Here is a 20527-nt window from a genome sequence, read left to right on the forward strand (position 1 = left end):
CAGCCTCATTTGCTGTCAAGTGATTATTTTCAGAAGCTTTCGAAGAATTCTTCAACAACTTCAACCACTTGCGCTTCCGATCTCTCGTTAGCGGGAGGCGAATTCTACAGCGTTAATCGCTGCTGTCAACACCTCTTTTTCTCCGCTTTCGACCGAGAAGATCGAACCGTTAAAAGAGCTACACATCACTGCCCTTTAAACTCCTTCCAGGCTTCGATGACCTGAAGCAAGCCGCTGTCGAAAACTGCGTAACTCTTTGAATCTCAAGGAGTTTTCCGTTTCGACTGCGCCGGAAGTGGGGCGAATTATAGACCTCTGGAATCTGCCGTCAACCGTTAATTTCGCTTTTCTTGCAGATTCTGCTTTTTAGCCATTAAACGCGGGATTCGCCTCATCACCGGCGGCACACGAAGCACCAAGAGCACAGCGCCTATAAAGGCATAAATCGCCCACTCCTCCAGATCGGCCCGCACGATCCACAGCATATGCAGCAAACCCAGCCCAAGAATCAGATAAACCAAACGATGCAGCTTCTTCCAGCGAGCTCCCAAACGACGCTGACTATAACGATTGGACGTCACCGCCAATATCAACAATCCGAGAAAGCCCAGCGCACCGACAATAATGTAAGGCCGCTTGCGTAGCTCAACGCCCAACTGCGACCAGTCGAATCCGAGGATAAACGCCATATAGCTGAACAGATGCAGCGTCACATAAGCAAAACACCAAAGCCCTAACTGCCGGCGCACTGCAATCCACCCCGCCCAGCCGCTCAGCTTTTGCAACGGCGTCATGCTCAGCGTAATCAACAGCAACACCAGCGTGCCAAGCCCGAGACGATCAACCAGCACCTTGCCCGGATCAGGCCCGAGCAGATCGGCGAACGCCTGATAGAACCACAGCAATGGCCAGACCGCCGCAGCAATGAAAACGCCCACTCGCCAGAACGGATAACGCATCAGTAGTTCTTCCGCAGATCGAGCCCTGTATATAAAGAAGCGACTTCATCCGAGTAGCCGTTGAACATCTGCGTATCGCGCACGTTCGGTTTGAACAGACTGTTCGGCAAGCGCCGCTCTCGAGCTTGAGTCCAGCGTGGATGGTCGACCGTAGGGTTCACGTTCGCATAGAAGCCATACTCATCGGCAGCAATGCTTTGCCAGGTGGTCTTCGGCTGCTCGCTGACCAGACTGATGCGCACAATGGACTTCACACTTTTAAAGCCGTACTTCCAGGGCACCACCAGACGCAAAGGCGCGCCGTTCTGGTTCGGCAGTTCGCGGCCATACATGCCCACCGCGAGGATCGCCAAAGGATTCATCGCCTCATCGAGACGCAAGCCTTCGACATACGGCCAGTCGATCAACGCAAAACCGGAACGCTGGCCGGGCATGCTCTTGGGATCCTGCAGGGTTTCGAAGCGGATGTACTTGGCCTTGGAAGTCGGCTCGACCTGCTTGAGCAAGGCCGAGATGGGAAAGCCGATCCAGGGAATGACCATCGACCAGGCCTCGACGCAGCGCAGACGATAGATACGTTCCTCCAGTTGATACGGTTTCATGAAGTCTTCCAGCGCATAACGCCCCGGCTTACCCACCTCCCCGTCAATCACCACGCTCCAGGGTTCGGTTTTCAGGTCGCCAGCATTCGAAGCCGGATCGCCCTTGCCGGTACCGAACTCATAGAAGTTGTTGTAGTGCGTGGCGTCTTTATAAGGCGTGATCGCCTCGTCCTTGACGTTGACCGCCCCCCATTGAGTAGAAGGAAGCTTTTCGGCAAACCAGGCCGGAGCCTTGCCGGATTCGACATCAGAGTAGCGAGGGGCATCAGCGGCAATGGCCCAGCGTGGCAGGCTGCTCACGGCAATACCGGCAGCAGTGGCGCCGAGCAATTGGCGGCGGGAGAGATAAATGGCTTCAGGCGTGACATCCGACTCATGGCAGTCGGATGCTTTGGGGATTTTGATCAACATGACAACTCCGCAGCATTGGAGGACAGGTGCACCCATAGACTGCGGAGTATGCGGGAAATTACATCACTCGGCGTTTTTGTGACGACGAAGACGCAACAGATACTGCACCGGACCGGACGCCGCATAGGCGAGGAACACCAGTAGCAGAATGCGCGGCGGATCACTGAACACGACAGCGAATACCAGCACCACCGCCAGGATCGCCACGAACGGCACGCGACCTTTGAGATCCAGCTCCTTGAAGCTGTTGTACTTGATGTTGCTGACCATCAGCATGCCGGCCGCCGCCACCATCAAGGCCACCAGGAACGACATCTTCGAACCCTGGATGCCGTAATCGCTGAACGCCCAGACAATACCGGCCACCACACCTGCCGCCGCCGGGCTGGCCAGACCGATGAAGTAGCGTTTGTCCGCCGTGCCGACCTGGGTGTTGAACCGCGCCAGACGCAACGCCGCACCCGCTACATAAATGAAGGCGACCATCCAGCCGACCTTACCCATATCGCCCAGCGCCCAGCCGAAGGCCAGCAATGCCGGCGCGACACCGAAGGCGACCATGTCCGACAGCGAGTCGTACTCGGCGCCGAAAGCACTTTGCGTATTGGTCATGCGCGCTACGCGACCATCGAGACCGTCGAGCACCATCGCCACGAAAATCGCGATCGCAGCGAAGGCGAAGTACTTGCTCGCATTCACCGAGTCGCCGGCGCTCAACGCGGCCTGAGCGCTCATGGAGTTGATGATGGAATAGAAGCCTGCGAACAGGTTGGCAGTGGTGAACAGGTTCGGCAGCAGATAGATACCACGATGCCGGACTTTACGACCTTCGGCGTCGTGCCCTTCTTCGATGTGTTCATCGATGGGCAGCAGGCTTTCGGCGTCGGAAGCCTTGTTCGGCTCTTCGGGACGTTCGCTCATGGACATTACCTTGCAACGGTTTGGAAAAAATTCGACAGAGGCTTGAGGACGACAGTTCGGCCACAAACGATGCAGCTTTATACCAGAAGCACCGGCCCAAACGAAAAAACGCGGCCGAGGCCGCGTTTTTCGTACAAGCAACGACGACTCAGTTCTTGGCTTTGTCGACGATCTTGTTGGCACCGATCCACGGCATCATGGAGCGCAGTTGCTCGCCGATGACTTCGATACCGTGAGCGGCGTTGTTACGACGCTTGGCGGTCATCGAAGGGTAGCCGGTTGCGCCTTCGCTGATGAACATTTTGGCGTATTCGCCGTCCTGAATACGTTTCAGGGCGTTGCGCATGGCCTGACGGGATTCGGCGTTGATCACTTCCGGGCCAGTCACGTACTCGCCGTACTCGGCGTTGTTGGAGATCGAGTAGTTCATGTTGGCGATACCGCCTTCGTACATGAGGTCAACGATCAGCTTCAGTTCGTGCAAGCACTCGAAGTAGGCCATTTCCGGCGCGTAGCCAGCTTCAACCAGAGTTTCGAAACCGGCTTTTACCAGTTCAACGGTACCGCCGCACAGAACGGCTTGTTCGCCGAACAGGTCGGTTTCGGTCTCGTCCTTGAAGGTGGTTTCGATGATGCCGGTACGACCGCCACCGACGCCAGCGGCGTAGGACAGTGCAACGTTTTTGGCGTTGCCCGAGGCGTCCTGGTAGATCGCGATCAGGTCAGGGATACCGCCGCCTTTGACGAACTCGGAACGCACGGTGTGGCCCGGGGCTTTCGGCGCGATCATGATCACGTCGAGGTCGGCACGCGGAACAACCTGGTTGTAGTGAATCGCGAAGCCGTGGGAGAAGGCCAGAGTGGCGCCTTTCTTGATGTTCGGCTCGATTTCGTTCTTGTACAGCGAGGACTGGAACTCGTCCGGGGTCAGGATCATGACCAGGTCGGCAGCGGCAACAGCGGAAGCAACGTCGGTCACTTTCAGGCCGTGAGCTTCGGCTTTGGCAACGGTGGCCGAACCTTTACGCAGACCGACGGTAACGTCGACACCGGAGTCTTTCAGGTTGCACGCCTGAGCGTGGCCCTGGGAGCCGTAACCGATGATGGCAACTTTCTTGCCCTGGATGATCGACAGGTCGCAGTCTTTATCGTAGAAAACTTTCATGAATTTCCCCTTATATCCGGCCGTTCAGGCCATGCGCTAATTTGGTTTAGATGCTGAGAACTTTGTCGCCGCGAGCAATGCCGGTCACGCCGCTACGGACGGTTTCCAGAATCGATGCGGTGCCGATGGACTGAATGAAGCTGTCGAGCTTGTCGCTGGTACCGGTCAACTGAACGGTATACACGCTGGCGCTGACATCAACGATCTGTCCACGGTAGATATCGGTGGTGCGTTTGATCTCGGCGCGCTGGGCGCCAGTGGCCTTGACCTTGACCAGCATCAGTTCACGCTCGATGTGAGCGCTTTCCGACAGGTCCACCAGCTTGACCACTTCGATCAGCTTGTTCAGGTTTTTGGTGATCTGCTCGATCACTTCATCGTGGCCCACGGTGGTCAGCGTCAGACGCGACAGGGTCGGGTCTTCGGTCGGGGCCACGGTCAGGCTTTCGATGTTGTAGTTGCGCTGCGAGAACAGGCCAACTACGCGAGACAGAGCGCCGGGTTCGTTTTCCAGAAGCAGGGAAATAATGTGCCGCATGATTAAGTACGCTCCGTCTTGCTCAGCCACATATCGCGCATGGAGCCGTCTTTGATCTGCATCGGGTAGACGTGCTCGCTGGTGTCGACCGCAACATCGATGATCACCAGGCGATCCTTCATGGCGAAGGCTTCGGCCATCTTCGACTTCAAATCTTTCGATTCGGTGATGCGTACGCCAACGTGGCCGTAGGCTTCAGCCAGCTTGATGAAGTCGGGCAGCGATTCCATGTAGGAGTGCGAGTGACGGCTGCCGTAGCTCATGTCCTGCCACTGGCGAACCATGCCCAGCACACCGTTGTTGAGGATGACGATCTTCACCGGCAAGCCGTATTGCAGGCAGGTCGACAGCTCCTGGATGTTCATCTGGATACTGCCTTCGCCGGTGACGCAGGCAACGTCGTCGTCCGGGAAGCTCAGTTTGATGCCCATCGCGGCTGGCAGACCGAAGCCCATCGTGCCCAGGCCACCGGAGTTGATCCAGCGGTTAGGCTTATTGAACGTGTAGTACTGCGCAGCGAACATCTGGTGCTGACCAACGTCGGAGGTCACAAAGGCGTCGCCCTTGGTCACTTCGCAGAGGGTTTCGATCACGGTCTGCGGTTTGATCTTGCTGCCGTCGCCCTTTTCATAAGGGAACAGGCCGCGATCGCCACGCCATTCATCGACCTGCTTCCACCAACTGGCCACGGACTCCTTGTTCGGGGTCTCGCCGATTTCCTTGAGGATCGCGACCATTTCGGTCAGGACGCTCTCGACCGGACCAACGATTGGCACGTCAGCCTTGATGGTCTTGGAGATCGACGCCGGGTCGATGTCGATGTGGATGATCTTGGCGTTCGGGCAGAATTTCGCTGGACCGTTGATCACCCGATCGTCGAAGCGTGCGCCGACGGCGAGGATCACATCGGCATGGTGCATCGCCAGGTTCGCGGTGTAACTGCCGTGCATACCCAGCATGCCGATGAACTGACGGTCAGTGCCTGGGAAAGCGCCCAGACCCATCAAGGTGTTGGTCACCGGCAGGTTGAGCATTTTCGCCAGCTCGGTCAGTTGCGCTGAGCCATTGCCGAGGATTACGCCGCCGCCGGAGTACAGCACCGGGCGCTTGGCTGCCAACAACATTTCTGCTGCTTTACGGATCTGCCCGGAGTGACCGCGAACGGCCGGGCTGTAGGAACGCAGCTTGGCTTTCTTCGGGAAGACATATTCGAATTTCTCGGCCGGATTGGTCATGTCTTTCGGGATGTCGACAACGACCGGGCCCGGACGACCGGATTGCGCCAGGTAGAAGGCCTTCTTCATGACTTCCGGGATTTCCGAAGCGTGCTTGATCATGAAGCTGTGCTTCACGATCGGCCGGGAGATACCGATCATGTCGGTTTCCTGGAACGCGTCGGTGCCGACCATGGTGCTTGGCACCTGACCGGAAATGATCACCATCGGAATCGAGTCCATATAGGCGGTGGCGATACCGGTGATGGCGTTTGTGGCGCCTGGACCGGATGTCACCAATACCACGCCGGCTTTACCGGTGGCACGGGCGTAGCCGTCAGCCATATGGGTAGCCGCTTGTTCATGACGAACCAGGATGTGGGTCACTTCCGGTTCTTTGAACAGGGCATCGTAAACATGCAGGAGAGCACCACCCGGGTACCCGTAGATATATTTGACGCCTTCGTCACGCAAAAAGCGGACGAGCATCTCACCGCCAGATAAAAGCTCCACGTTGTTCACCTCTAAAACGCCAGAATACCGTCCACAAAAAAGGGGCGGGTCTTAATAGGTTTACTTCTCGGCAGAGCATGAGCGACGGTGGTCGCCGACTACGTCAGCACTGACTGAGCAAGTATTGGGATCGTCCCAAGTGTTGCGGGCCTTTCCCACCCAGCGCGAGGTAACGCGTTGCGGGTGTAACAGGTCGGCGCGGATGTGCGCCTCATGATCTACCGAGTGGGTCTGCTTCTGGCAGTCCCTCTACAGCGGACTTTGGATTCTTCTGTTTCGCCCTCTGCAAGTCAAGTCGTCTGTGTGGTTAATTGTGGGTAAGCACATGAGAACGCAAGAAAAAACCTGAAAAGCGCTACTCTGTTAGCGTCAATTGCGCATTTTTGCCAAGGAATCAGCATGCGAACGCTCCTCCTCACTCTGCTGATCGGTCTCAGCCCATGGTGCTCGGCCGCTCAAATCTACAAATGGGTCGATGCCCAAGGCGTCACGCATTTCGATGCGCAGCCTCCGCAGGGCCAACCGTCGACGACCGTACAGACGCCCTCCTCACCCGCGCCGAAAGCGGCGCCGATGCCGGGCGGCGGCGTACTCGGCGATCAGAAAGCCATTGATGCCAAGGTGAAGAAACAGGTCGCCGAGCAGCAGGCGCAGCTCAAGGCGTTTTGCGAACAGGCGCGCACAAACCTGGCGCAACTGCAGAACAATCCGCGTTTGCGTGAGGAGGTCGAGGGGGATGTGCGCAGGCTCGACGATACACAGCGTCAGGAACGCATCGTCGAAGCGAAGAAGCAGATTGCCGAGAACTGCCAGTAGGCCTGGCAGTTCTCAGTTTAGTTCAGCGAGATGCAGTGATCAGCAGGTCAAACTCTTTGAGCAGCACCTGCAACTGCCGATCCTTGCCACCGAGGTTGCGCTGGGCAAAGACCATTTCCGCCATTTCCTGAATGCCCGAGGCGTTTGGCAAGGGCAGATCCTGTTCGAGGATCATTTTCATGCGCGGCAGGAAGATCCATTGCAGCCATTGTTCGAAGTCCAGCGTGTCGACCGAGAACGGCTCGACACTGCTCAGGGCTTCGACCGACGGCTGAACCTTATCCCACCAGCCCTGAGTGCGCAGCTCGCGTTCGATCAGCAACAGCTGATCGGCGATTTTCGGGAAACGCACGTCCATCACAGGGAAACCTTGGCCTTCTGACGGGCCAGCGCGGCGCCGGCGGAATCGCCTTGTTTCTCACGAGACTGAGCGATGATTTCCCACAGGCTGGCTTGCAGATCCGGACGACCGTTGGCCATGGTCAGCGCACGACGGGCAAACTGCTCGGCTTGCGGCGCATCGCCCTGGGCCATGCGCACCTGCGCCAGACGGTAAAGCACTTGTGGCTCACGGGGGGCGACACGTTGCGCCCGCTCCAGGCTGGAAGAGGCACCGTTGAGGTCGCCGCCGGCCTGCTGCTGTTGCGCGGTGGTCAGCAAGGCGAGTACCGGACCGTCCAGTTGCTCATCCGCCGACAGACCGCCGCCACTGCTGGCCGAAGGAATGCCACTCGGCGTGGAAGGCATGCTGTAGCTGCCGGAGTTGATCGGCGCCGACTCAACCGCCGATGGGTTATACGGCCCCGACGTGATACCGCCGGATGCAGGCCCCGGGACGATCGGCGAAGAGCTGATCGGTGTCGACACCGCCGCACCGCCGCCCGGCACCATCACCACTACGCCGGTATCGCCTTGCGGAATCGCCTGAGTCTGGCCCTGCACCGGGCGCTTGACGGTGGTCTGGCGGAAACCGCCATTGGCGCCGATGCGTTCGCTGTTGGACACGGCCGTACCCGAATCCACTACCGGAATCGAACCACGCTGTACGGTGGAGCAGCCGCTGAGCAAAGCCACGGCGGTCACCGCTGGAATCAACCACTTGTTCACTTGAAACCCTCTTTGCTTAATTCATCCAGCCCTTGACCCAGTCCATCACCGATTCCGGCGAGGCAGGTGTTTCGCTTGCACACGCGGCGCCGGGTGGCGGCTCGCTGCCGCGAATATACGGCATCTGTACCGCGCCGGGGCAGTTGGCATCCGAACCCTGGCCGGTGCGCGAATCGACCCAGGCCTGCACGACGTTGTCCGGCTGCGGCATGTCCAGCGGCAGCGGATCGGCCTTGCGCATGAAACTGGTCCAGACCTGCAGCGCACCGGTGGCCCCGGTGAACGGCGTCTTGCCGTTGTCGTCGCGGCCCAGCCAGACCACTGCCAGCAGATCCTGACTGAAACCGGCAAACCAGCTGTCGCGTGAATCGTTACTGGTACCGGTCTTGCCCGCAAGGGTCAGGGTCTTGGGCAGCACGTTATAAACCGAACTGCCGGTACCTTCACGCATCACCCGCTGCATGGCGTTCTGGATCAGGTAAATCGAGGCCGGGTCGAAACGCTGCTCGATCTGGAACGGATAACGCTTGAGCGGCTCGCCCTCGGCGGTCAACACGCTGCGAATGCCGCGCATCGGCGTATTGAAACCACCGTTGGCCAGCGTCTGATACATGGTCGCCACTTCGATCGGCGTCATGCCGCCAGCGCCCAGCAACATCGACGGGAACGCCGGGAATTCACGAGTAACGCCGAGGCGACCCACGGTCTTGAGCACATTCGGCACACCGACTTCCAGGCCCAGACGCGAGGTCGACAGGTTGTAGGAATGCGCCAGGCCCTGATAGAGGAACACCGTACCGTGGGAGCGGCGATCGTAGTTCTGCGGTTTCCACACCTGGCCGTTGGCGCCCTTGACCGACAGTGGATCGTCCGACAGCCAACTGGTCAGCGTGTACTGGCTCGGCTTCTCAAGCGCAGTCAGGTACACCGCCGGTTTGATCAAAGAACCAATCGGGCGCACCGCATCCAGTGCGCGGTTGAACCCGGCGTAGCTGGCCTGACGGCTGCCGATCATCGCCTGGACTTCACCGGTTTCCGGGTTGGTCACGACCATCGCCGCTTCGACGTCATCGGAGCCCTTGCGCCCGGCCAGCCGCTTGAACGTGTCGTTGACCGAGGCTTCGGCTTTCATCTGCAGAATCGGGTCGAAACTGGTGAAGATGCGTAGGCCTTCTTCGGTCAAGTCTTCGTCGCGGTAGTCTTCGCGCAACTGACGTTTGACCAAGTCGATAAAGCCCGGGAACGAGCTGTCGGCGAGCTTGCCGCGAGTCGTCACACCGAGCGGCATTTTCTTCGCCGCCTCGACCTGTTCGGGGGTTGCCACGCCTTGCTGCGCCAGCACGTCGAGGACCAGATTACGCCGCTCCAGCGCGCGTTCCGGGTTACGACGCGGGTTGTAGTAGGACGGCCCCTTGACCATGCCGACCAGCAACGCTACCTGATGCAGTTTCAGTTCGGACAATGGCTGGCCGAAGAAGAACTGACTGGCCAGACCAAAACCGTGCACCGCACGCTGGCCGTCCTGACCGACGAAGACTTCGTTGAGGTAGGCCTCAAGGATTTCCTTCTTGTCGTAATGCAGTTCGAGCAGCAACGCCATCATCGCTTCGGTGAGCTTGCGGGTCAGGCTGCGTTCGCTGGTCAGGTAGAAGTTCTTCACCAACTGCTGGGTCAGCGTACTGCCGCCCTGGGTCATCTTGCCGCCGGAGGTGTTGATCCACACGGCGCGGGCGATCGATTTCGGCGACACGCCCCAGTGGCTGTAGAAGTCGCGGTCTTCCACGGCGATCAGGGTTTCGAGCAGATACGGCGGCACCTGATCAAGTTTGATCAGGATGCGGTCTTCGAGATTTTTCGGGTAAATGCCGCCGATCATCAGCGGCTCGAGGCGCACCACCGACAGCTTCGAACCGTTGGTCGCGGACAGCTCAGCAACGTAATCGCCGGAGAAGCGCACGCGAACCGGTTGCGGTTTCTCAAGGCCTTCATAGAACTGGAAGCCACGGGTGTTCAGGTCAACCGTATTGCCGCTGACGGCGGCGGCGCCGGGGCCATTGCTCACGGCTTCGCGGCGATAGCCGAGGGCATCGAGTTCGGTGAGGAAATCGTCCTTGCTGAGCTTCTGTCCGACGAACAGCTCGAGCGGGCGCGCGTACACCTTGGCCGGGATGGTCCAGCGCTTGCCGGAGAACTTCTCCTGCACCACGGCATCGAGGTAAACGGCAAAGCCGGCCAGCACTACAAGGCCGACCAGGCTGAGTTTAATGGCCCAGCTCAACCATGGGCTGAGGCCCTTGGCTGGTGGTTTTTTCTTGGTACGGGGGGATCGGGATCGAGTCATGGCGGCGGATTATACGCACTTTATCGATCCTCAACAGGCACGCGCAGAGGTTTGCGTCAGGCGGGCAAGCAGCCATAATGGCCGCCTCGAATTCCCCCGCCTCTGAAGGATCGCCCGTGAGCCAGTCCCTGATCGCTGCCCTGCAAAACCCGGCCCTCTACCCGCATCCCGTCGAAGGGTTTCAGGTCATCGAAACCCACATTTCGTGGGTGATTCTCACCGGTCCCTTTGCCTATAAAGTGAAGAAACCAGTGAATTTCGGCTTCCTCGATTTCACCAGCCTCGACGCACGCGCGCATTTCTGCGCCGAAGAGCTGCGCCTCAACCAGCGTCTGACCGATGATTTGTATCTGGACGTGTTGCCGGTCACCGGCAGCGTCGAGGCACCGCAATTGGGCGGCGACGGCCCGGCTATCGAATACGTGCTGAAAATGCGCCAGTTCCCCCAGAGCGGCTTGCTCAGCACCCTGCAAGCCAATGGCGAACTGACCACTCAGCACATCGACGCGTTGGCCGAGCAGATCGCCCATTTCCATCTCAACGCCCCGAAAGTCCCGGCTGAACACGATGCTGGTACACCGGACAGCGTGATGGCGCCGGTCGCGCAAAACTTCGAGCAGATCCTGCCGTTCCTCAGCGACAAAAACGACCTGCTGCAACTTGAGGCATTGAAAGCTTGGGCCGAAAGCAGCTTCGAGCGCCTCAAGCCCCTGTTCGCCCAGCGCAAGTCACAAGGTTTCACCCGTGAATGCCACGGCGACATTCACCTGGGCAACGCCACGGTCATCGACGGCAATGTGGTGATCTTCGACTGCATCGAGTTCAACGAGCCATTCCGTTTCACTGATGTCTGGGCCGACACCGGTTTCCTCGCCATGGACCTGGAAGACCGTGGCCTGAAATCGTTGGCGCGTCGCCTCATCAGCCAGTACCTGGAACTGACCGGCGACTATGAGGGCCTGGAAGTGCTGAACTTCTATAAAGCCTACCGCGCGCTGGTGCGGGCCAAGGTGGCATTGTTCAGCATGCCGGCGGACGCGACTGCGGTGCAGCGCGCCACCACCCTGCGCCAGTACCGCAACTACGCCAACCTGGCGGAAAGCTACAGCACCATTCCTTCGCGCTTCATGGCCATTACCCACGGTGTTTCCGCAGTCGGCAAGAGCCATGTGGCCATGCGCCTGGTCGAAGCGCTGGGCGCAATTCGCCTGCGTTCCGATGTCGAGCGCAAGCGCCTGTTCGGCGAGCAGACTGTTGCCAATGACGTGCAGGCCGGCATTTACAGTGCCGACGCCAGCACCGCGACCTACGCGCGCCTGCATGAAATCGCCGAGGTGATCCTGCACGCCGGCTTCCCGGTGGTGATCGACGCGACTTACCTCAAGCGTGAACAGCGCGACAACGCGGCGAAGATTGCCGAAGCCACCGGCACGCCGTTCCTGATCCTCGACTGCAACGCCCCGCAAGCCGTGATCGAGAGCTGGCTGGCGATGCGCCAGGCCGATCAGAAGGATCCGTCCGATGCCACCCTCGCCGTGATCGAAGCGCAGCAGGCCAATCGCGAAGCGCTGACGCCGGAAGAGATCCTGCGCAGCAAACGCGTACAGACCAATGAATCCGGCACGCTGGACACCGTGGTCGCGCAGATCCGTCAGCGCCTGCCTGGCCTGTAAAAAACTATTTCGGCCGTGAAGCCCTCGCTCGCTTCACGGCCGGCAAATAGTGGCACTATACTGGCGTCATAAAACCAACAGGTGATCTGACATGAGCCAGCCAAAACTGCTCGACACTCCGCTTTACGCCCTGCTGCACAAAGATGACGTCGCAGGCTTCAACAAGGAACGCCCACAAGATGGCCCGATCGACATGGTCGGCGGCGATTTCCGTGGTCTCGACCTGCGCGAGCTGAACGCCGACGGCGTGGATTTCCGCGATGCGTACTTCCGCTCCGCCGATCTGCGCGGCATCGACTTCCGCAAGGCTTCGCTCGAAGGCGCCAGCCTGGCCCATGCGCAGATTTCCGGGGCGTACTTTCCGCCGGAGCTGAGTGCCGACGAGATCCTGATGTCGATGAATTTCGGCACACGGTTGCGCTATCGCACCCGCTGAAATCTGGAAATCTTCCTGACACCTCGCCTTGCCCCTGTGGGAGCGAGCCTGCTCGCGAAGGCGTAGTGTCAGTTGATATCGATTGTGTCTGATACGCCCTCTTCGCGAGCAGGCTCGCTCCCACATTGTTAACCGCCTACCTCCCTCCCCTCTGCGTTCGCAGGTCCTTTACCCCCCTTTCTTAGAAGCTTTTGCGTCGAATCCGACCAAACAACCACGCTTTTCCTACTGATGGCTACACTGCTGAGAAGCTCGCCCACGCACCATTCGGCCGTCGCAAGGAGGCTTGATGAATGATGAACTGCAACACCTGAAAAATCTTGGCAAGACATCGGCGCAATGGCTGCATGCCGTGGGCATCCACAGCGCCTCGGACTTGCGTCGCCTCGGTGCAGTGGATGCCTACCGGGCCGTGCGTACTCGGGGGTTTCGCGCATCGAAGGTGTTGTTGTATGCGATCGAGGGCGCGTTGATGGACGTGCACTGGAACGATATCCCCGCCGAGCGCAAGGACGCCTTGAACAAACAGCTCGAAGCCATTTCCGCGCGCCACAAGAACTGAACAGGCGCTGACGCCATGTATTTACTGGGGGAACAATCGGCCCACGCCGACGCATTGATCAATCGCTTGCAGAATCTTCCCGGGCAGTGGCTGCAGGATTTGTCGCCGTGCGCGCCGGTCATCGAGCTGGAGGCAACGGAAGATCTGTTTGCACAGGTGCCGAGCGATCAGTTGTTTCTGCTGAGCGAGGGCGTTGTGCATGGCTGCATCGCGGGCCGTGCGCTGTTCTACTGGCAGGAAGGTGATCTACTCGGCCTGCAACGTGGCGAGCAATGGAGCGACTGTCGCATTTGCAGCGACAGCGCTGTGCGCCTGGTGCCCTATGGACGCGCTGAGGTTTTGCAGCATTTGTATGCCGAACCTGATCGAGCGGAGCAGTTGCTAAGCTACTTGCTCGGACACATGGCGCTGCTCGCCCACGCCGTGGCCGAGTTGAAACCCCGGGAGTTTCGTAGCACCAACGGCTTCAAACGCGTTGAGGCGGGCGCCGTGCTGATTCAACAGGGCGATGCAGCGGATCATGTCTTTGTGATTATTGACGGGCATGCCGAGGCGTTCCTCGACGGGCACAAGGTAGGCGACGTGGCCAAGGACGAGATTTTCGGCGCCATGGCGTTGTTTACCGGCGAGCCGCGCAACGCTTCGGTGGTGACGTCCGAGCCGAGCACGGTGATGTTGATTCCCGGTGATCAATTTTTGAGCATGACCCGCAGCAATCCGAAGATCGCCCATAGCCTGATTGAGGGTATGGCTCGACGCATCGGCCAGTTGAATCGCCAGATCACGCAGTTGACGACACAGCGCACCTAGCGCAAAGCCCTTTATTCACAGGGCCTCACCACCGCTCGCAAAACTAAATTACAGATTTGCAAAATCAGCGGTTGACGCGGTAATGAGAATCGCTATGATTATCACAACTGGTCGCGAGATCAGTCGATATTCTGAAAAGCCCTTGGTTCGGACTCTCAGATTATCTCCTCATCAGGCTAATCACGGTTATTTGACCCGGTTTTTACCGGGTCTTTTTTTTGCCTGTGGAAAAGTCATTTGGCGAATTGCTGGCGCATCTGCTCGCAGTAGTCCGGCTTCGGCGTGGCCGGCGTGTACCAGACGTAATCAGCCATCGCCGCCGATACCGCAGCGCCCTGCTCGGCCAGCATCAATACGGTCGGCGCCTTGCCAGCGCCGAGATCCGACAGATGCAGCGGCACGCCGACATCCTTGCGCGCATGCCAGGCACCGGCCAGCAGAATCGAAGGCATCGGCGCCGCCAGCATGCGTTCGGCCATGCGTCGATCACGCTGTTGCTGAATCGCCAGCATTGCTGGTATCTGTGATTCGGGCAGCAAGCCGCAGTGGGATTCACTGATTTGCCCAAGCAAAGTTTTTTTAACCAACAGCGAATTGCTGCGCGGACCGTTCAGAGCAGGTGGATTGCGGTAGAACGCGCGGATTTCGCTGTCATCGAGATTGGCCGCCAGCAGCGGATACGGCTGCGACAGGGCAAAGCGCACGATCGGCCCGTAAAGGTTCCAGTCCCAGCCCTCTTGCCAGGCCAATGCCGCAGGCAAATCAGCCGCAACGGAATTCGACTGGCGCAGCGCATCGACTTTCGCTTGTTGATTCGGTGTAAGCATTTCCAGCAGCAGACTGCCTTGCGCTCGGTGCTCGCCGAGCGACTGCAACAGCCACAACTGTGCGGCATGATGATCGGCATTGTCGTGCTGCTCACCGATGATCAAACGCTCAGGTTCAGCGAGACGCACCAGCAGTTGCTGCGCGGTGAGCATCTCGCCGCTGCGCAGATCGCGGATATCGCCGCCCACCGGTGGAGCCGCCACATGCTGACACCCCGCGAGCAACACCAGCGCCAGCAAACACAATCCACGCATGCGACACCTCGATGATGATTCAGCGGGCGATGATCAGCGGATGCCCACGCTCCGGGTGCGGTTGCACCAAAACCTCCAGGCCGAACACCGCTTTTAGCGTATCCGGGCGGAGCACCTGCTGCGGAGTATCCAGCGCAACCGGGCGCCCCTCCTCCAGCAACAGCACACGATCACAATAGCGTGCCGCCAGATTCAGATCATGCAAGATCACCAGCACCGCCGCGCCGCGATCGGCGAACTCGCGCACCGCCTGCAAGGTGGTGTGCTGATGCAGCGGATCGAGCATGGATGTCGGTTCGTCGAGCAACAGGGTTTGCCCGGCCTGACCCGGCCAGAGTTGCGCCAGCACCCTCGCCAGATGCACGCGCTGACGCTCGCCACCGGACAATGCCAGATAGCTGCGCCCACTCAGGTGCCCGGCATCGGCGGCGGCCAGCGCTGCCGCGACAATCTCGTCATCACGTACGCGCCCGGTCTGGTACGGCAAACGGCCCATGCCGACGACCTCTTGGACGGCGAAGGCAAAATCCAGCGTCGACACCTGCGGCAATACCGCCAGTCGTTGTGCGCGCTGCGTTCCGCTCCAGTGGCTCAATGCCTGACCGTCGAGAGAGACGCTGCCTTCACTGGCGCTCAACTCTCCACACAAGGCGCCGAGCAAGGTGCTTTTGCCGGCGCCGTTCGGTCCCAGCACGCCAAGCACTTCACCGGGTTCGAGCCTGAGCGTAACCCCACTGAGCACAGCCTTGCGGCCACGGCGGACATGCAGATTGTGCGCAGACAACATCAGGCACGCCCTCGCAGCAGCAGATAAAGGAAGAACGGCGCGCCGATAAACGCGGTGACAATGCCGATCGGCAACTCCGCCGGCGCCAGCGCCAGGCGCGCCACCAGATCGGCGAGCAATAACAGGCTTGCACCCGCCAGCACCGAGGCTGGCAATAGCACTTTGTGATCGGGGCCGGCCAGCAGGCGCACCAGATGCGGCACCACCAGCCCGACAAAACCGATCATGCCCGCCGCCGCCACCGCCGCGCCAACACCCAGCGCGGTGCAGAACACCAGTTCGCGCTTGAGCCGTTCGACATCGATGCCCAGATGACCGGCCTCGGATTCACCGAGCAACAAGGCATTCAATGCCTTGGCCCGACGCGGCAGCCACAGCGCCACGCCGATGGTGATGATCAGCAAGGGCCACAACCGCGCGTAACTGGCGCCGTTGAGGCTGCCCAGGTTCCAGAAGGTCAGGGTGCGCAGCGTCGCGTCATCAGCCAGATAAGTGAACAGACCGACCGCCGAACTGGCCAACGCCGTCAGCGCGATACCGGCCAGCAACATGGTCGCCACATGGGTCTGACCGTTGCGCCGGCCCAGCCGATAGACCAGCGCCGTCACCCCGAGCCCGCCGAGAAACGCGCACACGGACAACAGATACGGCCCGAACCACTCCGGCAGGCCGCCAAAGAACGAGCCGCCGACAATCGCAATCGCTGCGCCAAGTGCCGCGCCACTGGACACCCCGACCAGCCCCGGATCGGCCAGCGGATTACGAAACAGACCCTGCATCGCCACGCCGGACAGCGCCAGCACGCCGCCGACCGCCAAGCCGAGCAAGGTTCGCGGCAGGCGAATCTGGCCAAGAATCAGCTCGGCCTGCTCCAGCCCTTCCGGCGCCAGCGGCACGCCAACCAGACGCAGCGCCGCGCGCAAGGTATCGAACAGCGGCAGGCTCACCGGCCCCAGCGCCAGCGACAGCCAGATTGCCAGCAGACACAGCAAGGTCAGGCCGATAAACAAGCCGCGGGGTTTGACCAGTGTGGTCATTGGCCGCCCTTGGCCGGGTAGAAACCGTCCGTCAGGGTTTGCAAAGCAGCCGGCAACCGTGGCCCGAGGCCGCCAACCAGCAGCGTCGGGTCCAGCTCCATCACCCGCCCGCTCTTGCCCGCGCGGCTGGAATTGAGGATGGGGTTTTCCTTGAACAACGCGGCTTTTGCCGCCTCGCCGGTCAACGCTCGGTCAGCGAACACCAGCACTTCGGGATCAAGGCTGGCGAGGGATTCGACAGAAAACGGTTTGTAGCCGGTATGCGTCGCGAGATTGTGCCCGCCGGCCTGTTGCAGCAGCCAATCGGCGGCAGTGTCCTTGCCGGCGATCAACGGCTTGCCGCCAGCGTGCCCGAGCAGCAGCAACACACCGGGGGCTTTCTGTGTGGTTTGCACTTGGGCAACGCGCGCTTTCTGCGCCTGGAGCTGCTGTTGATAACTCTGCAGCAGCTGCGCTGCCAGGCTTTGTGCGCCGAGCAACTGGCCCAAACGAGTGACATTCTTTTCCAGTGTCGGCAGATCAGGCTGTGCCGAGAACAACTCGACTTTCACCTTGGCGGCTTTGACTTGCGCCAGAACCGGCGGCGGCCCCATTTCTTCGGTACCGACCAGAATGTCCGGGCGCAGGCTCAAGATGCCTTCCGCCGACAGGCTGCGCTGATAACCAATACTCGGCAGCGCCTGCAACGCTTCGGGATGCTGGCTGGTGGTGTCGACCCCCACCAGCTTCGACTCGCCCCCCAACGCGCTGACCCATTCCGACAGCGCGCCACCGGCGCTGACCCAGCGTTGCGGTGAATCCGCCGCAGCCGCCTGATGACTGAGAAAAAGGCCGACGCACAGTACGGCAACGCGGGTTTTCAGGCGCATACACAGCTTCCTTGAACAAGGTTTCCCGGGCATCGGCGCGGCGAGCCAAGTATCCTCGGCAACGGCCAGACTCCCTGCGGGAGGAGGTCGCCATTTGATAATTGTTTGCATTTGAACGTCAAGCTCGGACATATCCAGACACGAGCGGACACTAGAGGATAGCCATGAAGTTTCTCTGCGCCGGCAGTGATCTGGCCGAAGGTGGCAGTCGCGGTTTCGTTATCGAAGGCAAAAAGCTTTTCGCCGTGCGTCGTGGCGGGCAGGTCTATGTCTACTTCAATCGCTGCCCGCACCGGGGCGTCGGCCTGGAATGGCAGCCCGACCAGTTTCTCGACCCGAGCAACAGCCTGATCCAGTGCGCCACCCACGGCGCACTGTTTCTGATCGAGGACGGCGAATGCGTCGCTGGCCCCTGCGCCGGGCAGTCGCTCACGGCAATTGAATGCCGGGAGGATACACAAGGCGTGTGGATCGACGTTTAACCGTTTAGCCGCACATCGAGTCGGCGGTCGATAACCATCTCTTCATGGTCCAGGCGCACGCCGTACGCCAACACCTCGACACCGCAGGCAACCGCTTCACGCAGCGCCTCGGCGTAAGCCCAATCAATCTCCACGGCCGGGCGCACGGCATCGATGCCGGTGAGGTTCACGCAGTACAACTGCACCGCCCGAATGCCGTCGCGCGCCAGATGCGCCAGCTCGCGCAGATGTTTGGCGCCGCGCTGGGTCACCGCATCGGGAAACGCCGCCACCGCCGTACCGTCAAAGCCCAACGTGACGCTTTTCACTTCGACATACGCCGGGCCGCTGGGGTATTCGAGGCGAAAGTCGATGCGGCTTTTTTCCTGCCCGTAGGCAACCTCACGCTTCAACGCGGTAAAACCGTTCAACTCGGTGATCACGCCCGCCTGCAAGGCTTCTTCGACCAATCCGTTGGCGCGTGCGGTGTTGACGCAAAACAGCCGGCCCTGCGGGGTTTCGCCAATTTCCCAAGTGCCGGGCAACTTGCGTTTAGGGTCGTTGGAGCGACTGAACCAGACCTGCCCGCCCTCGACCTGGCAATTGAGCATCGAACCAGTGTTAGGGCAGTGTATGGTCAGCAATTCGCCGCTAACGGTCTCGATATCGGCGAGAAAACGCTTGTAACGACGAATCAGCCGCGCTTCTTCCAGAGCAGGATAAAAGCGCATCAGCCTTGCCAGCTCTTCAAGCCGCGCGAGATGCGTTCCACGGCTTCCTGCAAACGTGCGAGGTTCTGTGTGTAAGCGAAACGCACGTGATGGCCGGCCTGATAACGACCGAAATCCAGTCCCGGCGTGAAGGCAACGTGCTCGGTTTCGAGGAAATGTCGGCAGAATGCGAAGGCATCACCGCCGAAACGGCTGATATCGGCGTAAAGATAAAACGCGCCTTCCGGCTCAACGGCGATGTTGAAACCGAGTTCACGCAGCGCCGGCAGGAGGAAGTCGCGACGGCGCGCAAACTCGGCGCGGCGCTCTTCGAGAATCGCAAGGGTGGCGGGCTCGAAACAGGCCAGCGCAGCGTATTGCGCCATGCTTGGCGCGCTGATGTAGAGGTTCTGCGCAAGCTTTTCCAATTCGCTGACCGCCGCGTCTGGCGCCACGAGCCAGCCCAGGCGCCAACCGGTCATACCGAAATACTTGGAGAAACTGTTGAGGACAAAAGCGCCGTCATCGACTTCCAGCACACTGGCAGCATCAATGCCGTAGGTCAGGCCGTGGTAGATCTCATCCACCACCAAGTGCCCGTGCCGGGCCTTGATGGCTGTGGATAATCCGCCCAGTTCATCGCGGGTCAGCAGGGTTCCGGTCGGGTTGGCCGGCGAAGCGACGAGGGCGCCGACACTGTCATGGTCCCAATGCCGCGCCACCAGATCCGGGGTCAGTTGATAACGCACCTCCGGCCCGACCGGCACCAGTTGCGCCGCGCCTTCGACCAGCCGCAAGAAATGCCGGTTGCACGGGTAGCCGGGGTCGGCGAGCAGCCAGTGTTTACCCGGATCGACCAACAGGGCACTGGCCAGCAACAACGCGCCGGAGCCGCCCGGCGTGATCAGAATCCGCCGTGGGTCGATATTCAGGCCGTAACGCGATTGGTAGAAACCGGCGATCGCCTCGCGCAGCTCGGGAATGCCACGGGCGGCGGTGTAGCGGGTCTTGCCGGCGCTCAACGCAGCTTGTCCAGCGCGGATGATCGGCTCGGCGGTGGTGAAGTCCGGCTCGCCGATTTCCAGATGGATCACGTCGTGGCCTTCGGCCTGCAATTCATTGGCCCGCGCCAGCAGCGCCATCACATGGAACGGTTCGATCGCACGACTGCGCGCACTGTAGGGGGCCATTGGAATGCCTTCGACGGAAAAAAGAGACGATTCTACCTGTCTGCCGGAACGAGCGAGAACCCGTGAAGGTCACAGCCTCAAGAACGCTGGACTGTAACGATCTGAACGTACGCTCCAGGATTGACTAAAATCAGTGATTGAACAGGTCTCCCTTCCCACAGACACGGCTTGTCAGACATCTGCAAGCGCCACCCGCCGGGGGCTCGACATCCGGGAGTAGCGCAGGCCGAATTGATCTGGTAAGTTCGCCCGCTTGCAGCCGCAGGGCCGGCAGGTGTCGGTGATGGAGCAATCCTGCGCAATGGATTACAAGAGTAGAGGCG

21 protein-coding genes are annotated in these 20527 nt (G+C 60.1%); 6 read left to right on the forward strand and 15 right to left on the reverse strand.

Annotated features, from left to right (window positions below):
* Positions 1–335 precede the first annotated feature (335 nt).
* The 6 genes from msrQ to BXA01_RS11215 all read right to left on the reverse strand — a co-directional run bounded on the left by msrQ (position 336) and on the right by BXA01_RS11215 (position 6323).
* A complete protein-coding gene (msrQ, locus tag BXA01_RS11190; protein WP_076564125.1) occupies positions 336–959 on the reverse strand; it encodes a protein-methionine-sulfoxide reductase heme-binding subunit MsrQ in 624 nt (207 codons plus the stop codon).
* On the reverse strand, positions 959–1972 hold the full coding sequence (msrP, locus tag BXA01_RS11195) for a protein-methionine-sulfoxide reductase catalytic subunit MsrP (protein ID WP_076564126.1): 1014 nt from the start codon (positions 1970–1972) through the stop codon (positions 959–961). Before msrP ends, msrQ begins: the two co-directional genes overlap by 1 nt.
* A gap of 63 nt (positions 1973–2035) precedes the next feature.
* On the reverse strand, positions 2036–2893 hold the full coding sequence (gene pssA, locus BXA01_RS11200; protein ID WP_016773182.1) for a CDP-diacylglycerol--serine O-phosphatidyltransferase: 858 nt from the start codon (positions 2891–2893) through the stop codon (positions 2036–2038).
* A gap of 148 nt (positions 2894–3041) precedes the next feature.
* Positions 3042–4058: a ketol-acid reductoisomerase gene (gene ilvC / locus BXA01_RS11205; RefSeq protein ID WP_007909969.1), complete on the reverse strand. Its 1017-nt coding sequence runs from the start codon at positions 4056–4058 to the stop codon at positions 3042–3044.
* Between the two features lie 46 nt (positions 4059–4104).
* Positions 4105–4596: an acetolactate synthase small subunit gene (gene ilvN / locus BXA01_RS11210; protein WP_003176102.1), complete on the reverse strand. Its 492-nt coding sequence runs from the start codon at positions 4594–4596 to the stop codon at positions 4105–4107.
* Between the two features lie 2 nt (positions 4597–4598).
* Positions 4599–6323: an acetolactate synthase 3 large subunit gene (locus BXA01_RS11215; RefSeq protein WP_039761986.1), complete on the reverse strand. Its 1725-nt coding sequence runs from the start codon at positions 6321–6323 to the stop codon at positions 4599–4601.
* A 399-nt stretch (positions 6324–6722) separates the two neighbouring features.
* Here BXA01_RS11215 and BXA01_RS11220 point away from each other — a divergent pair, with 399 nt between their 5' ends.
* Positions 6723–7139, forward strand: a complete 417-nt coding sequence (locus BXA01_RS11220; protein ID WP_024014319.1) for a DUF4124 domain-containing protein — start codon at positions 6723–6725, stop codon at positions 7137–7139.
* A gap of 22 nt (positions 7140–7161) precedes the next feature.
* Here the strand turns inward: BXA01_RS11220 and BXA01_RS11225 are convergent, their stop codons facing one another.
* The 3 genes from BXA01_RS11225 to mrcB are packed head-to-tail and all read right to left on the reverse strand — an operon-like array spanning position 7162 to position 10587.
* Positions 7162–7497, reverse strand: coding sequence for a YqcC family protein (locus BXA01_RS11225; protein WP_076564127.1), 336 nt, complete (start codon positions 7495–7497; stop codon positions 7162–7164).
* Positions 7497–8246 (reverse strand): tetratricopeptide repeat protein, encoded by a 750-nt coding sequence (locus tag BXA01_RS11230; RefSeq protein WP_016773179.1) that lies wholly within the window; start codon positions 8244–8246, stop codon positions 7497–7499. Before BXA01_RS11230 ends, BXA01_RS11225 begins: the two co-directional genes overlap by 1 nt.
* A gap of 16 nt (positions 8247–8262) precedes the next feature.
* Positions 8263–10587 (reverse strand): penicillin-binding protein 1B, encoded by a 2325-nt coding sequence (mrcB, locus tag BXA01_RS11235; RefSeq protein WP_016773178.1) that lies wholly within the window; start codon positions 10585–10587, stop codon positions 8263–8265.
* 116 nt (positions 10588–10703) lie between these two features.
* Here mrcB and BXA01_RS11240 point away from each other — a divergent pair, with 116 nt between their 5' ends.
* The 4 genes from BXA01_RS11240 (at position 10704) to BXA01_RS11255 (ending at position 14068) form a co-directional block, all read left to right on the forward strand.
* The gene (locus BXA01_RS11240) at positions 10704–12260 is read left to right on the forward strand and encodes a bifunctional aminoglycoside phosphotransferase/ATP-binding protein (protein ID WP_076564128.1); all 1557 of its coding nucleotides are present in this window, start codon (positions 10704–10706) and stop codon (positions 12258–12260) included.
* A gap of 91 nt (positions 12261–12351) precedes the next feature.
* Entirely contained in the window at positions 12352–12696 is a 345-nt protein-coding gene (locus BXA01_RS11245) for a pentapeptide repeat-containing protein (RefSeq protein ID WP_039761605.1), read from the forward strand.
* A 289-nt stretch (positions 12697–12985) separates the two neighbouring features.
* The gene (locus tag BXA01_RS11250) at positions 12986–13258 is read left to right on the forward strand and encodes a TfoX/Sxy family protein (RefSeq protein ID WP_016773175.1); all 273 of its coding nucleotides are present in this window, start codon (positions 12986–12988) and stop codon (positions 13256–13258) included.
* A gap of 15 nt (positions 13259–13273) precedes the next feature.
* On the forward strand, positions 13274–14068 hold the full coding sequence (locus BXA01_RS11255; RefSeq protein WP_076564129.1) for a Crp/Fnr family transcriptional regulator: 795 nt from the start codon (positions 13274–13276) through the stop codon (positions 14066–14068).
* 233 nt (positions 14069–14301) lie between these two features.
* On the opposite strand, the gene BXA01_RS11260 is transcribed toward BXA01_RS11255, so the two are convergent.
* Genes BXA01_RS11260 through BXA01_RS11275 form a run of 4 tightly spaced genes read right to left on the reverse strand, consistent with a single transcriptional unit; the run spans position 14302 to position 17843 of the window.
* A complete protein-coding gene (locus BXA01_RS11260) occupies positions 14302–15150 on the reverse strand; it encodes a ChaN family lipoprotein (protein WP_076564130.1) in 849 nt (282 codons plus the stop codon).
* 19 nt (positions 15151–15169) lie between these two features.
* Positions 15170–15937: a heme ABC transporter ATP-binding protein gene (locus BXA01_RS11265; protein WP_076564131.1), complete on the reverse strand. Its 768-nt coding sequence runs from the start codon at positions 15935–15937 to the stop codon at positions 15170–15172.
* The gene (locus tag BXA01_RS11270; protein ID WP_162999784.1) at positions 15937–16920 is read right to left on the reverse strand and encodes a FecCD family ABC transporter permease; all 984 of its coding nucleotides are present in this window, start codon (positions 16918–16920) and stop codon (positions 15937–15939) included. The genes BXA01_RS11265 and BXA01_RS11270 overlap by 1 nt, the downstream gene beginning before the upstream one ends.
* A 50-nt stretch (positions 16921–16970) precedes the next feature.
* On the reverse strand, positions 16971–17843 hold the full coding sequence (locus BXA01_RS11275) for a heme/hemin ABC transporter substrate-binding protein (protein WP_076564132.1): 873 nt from the start codon (positions 17841–17843) through the stop codon (positions 16971–16973).
* 164 nt (positions 17844–18007) lie between these two features.
* Here BXA01_RS11275 and BXA01_RS11280 point away from each other — a divergent pair, with 164 nt between their 5' ends.
* A complete protein-coding gene (locus BXA01_RS11280; protein ID WP_076564133.1) occupies positions 18008–18325 on the forward strand; it encodes a Rieske (2Fe-2S) protein in 318 nt (105 codons plus the stop codon).
* On the opposite strand, the gene sfsA is transcribed toward BXA01_RS11280, so the two are convergent.
* Complete coding sequence (gene sfsA, locus BXA01_RS11285) at positions 18322–19035, reverse strand: DNA/RNA nuclease SfsA (protein WP_076564134.1); 714 nt, start codon at positions 19033–19035, stop codon at positions 18322–18324. The genes BXA01_RS11280 and sfsA overlap by 4 nt on opposite strands.
* Positions 19035–20204 (reverse strand): pyridoxal phosphate-dependent aminotransferase, encoded by a 1170-nt coding sequence (locus BXA01_RS11290; RefSeq protein ID WP_076564135.1) that lies wholly within the window; start codon positions 20202–20204, stop codon positions 19035–19037. The genes sfsA and BXA01_RS11290 overlap by 1 nt, the downstream gene beginning before the upstream one ends.
* Between the last annotated feature and the right edge of the window lie 323 nt (positions 20205–20527).

This window comes from Pseudomonas sp. B10, from assembly GCF_900156235.1.
GTDB classification, from domain to species: Bacteria; Pseudomonadota; Gammaproteobacteria; order Pseudomonadales; family Pseudomonadaceae; genus Aquipseudomonas; species Aquipseudomonas siliginis.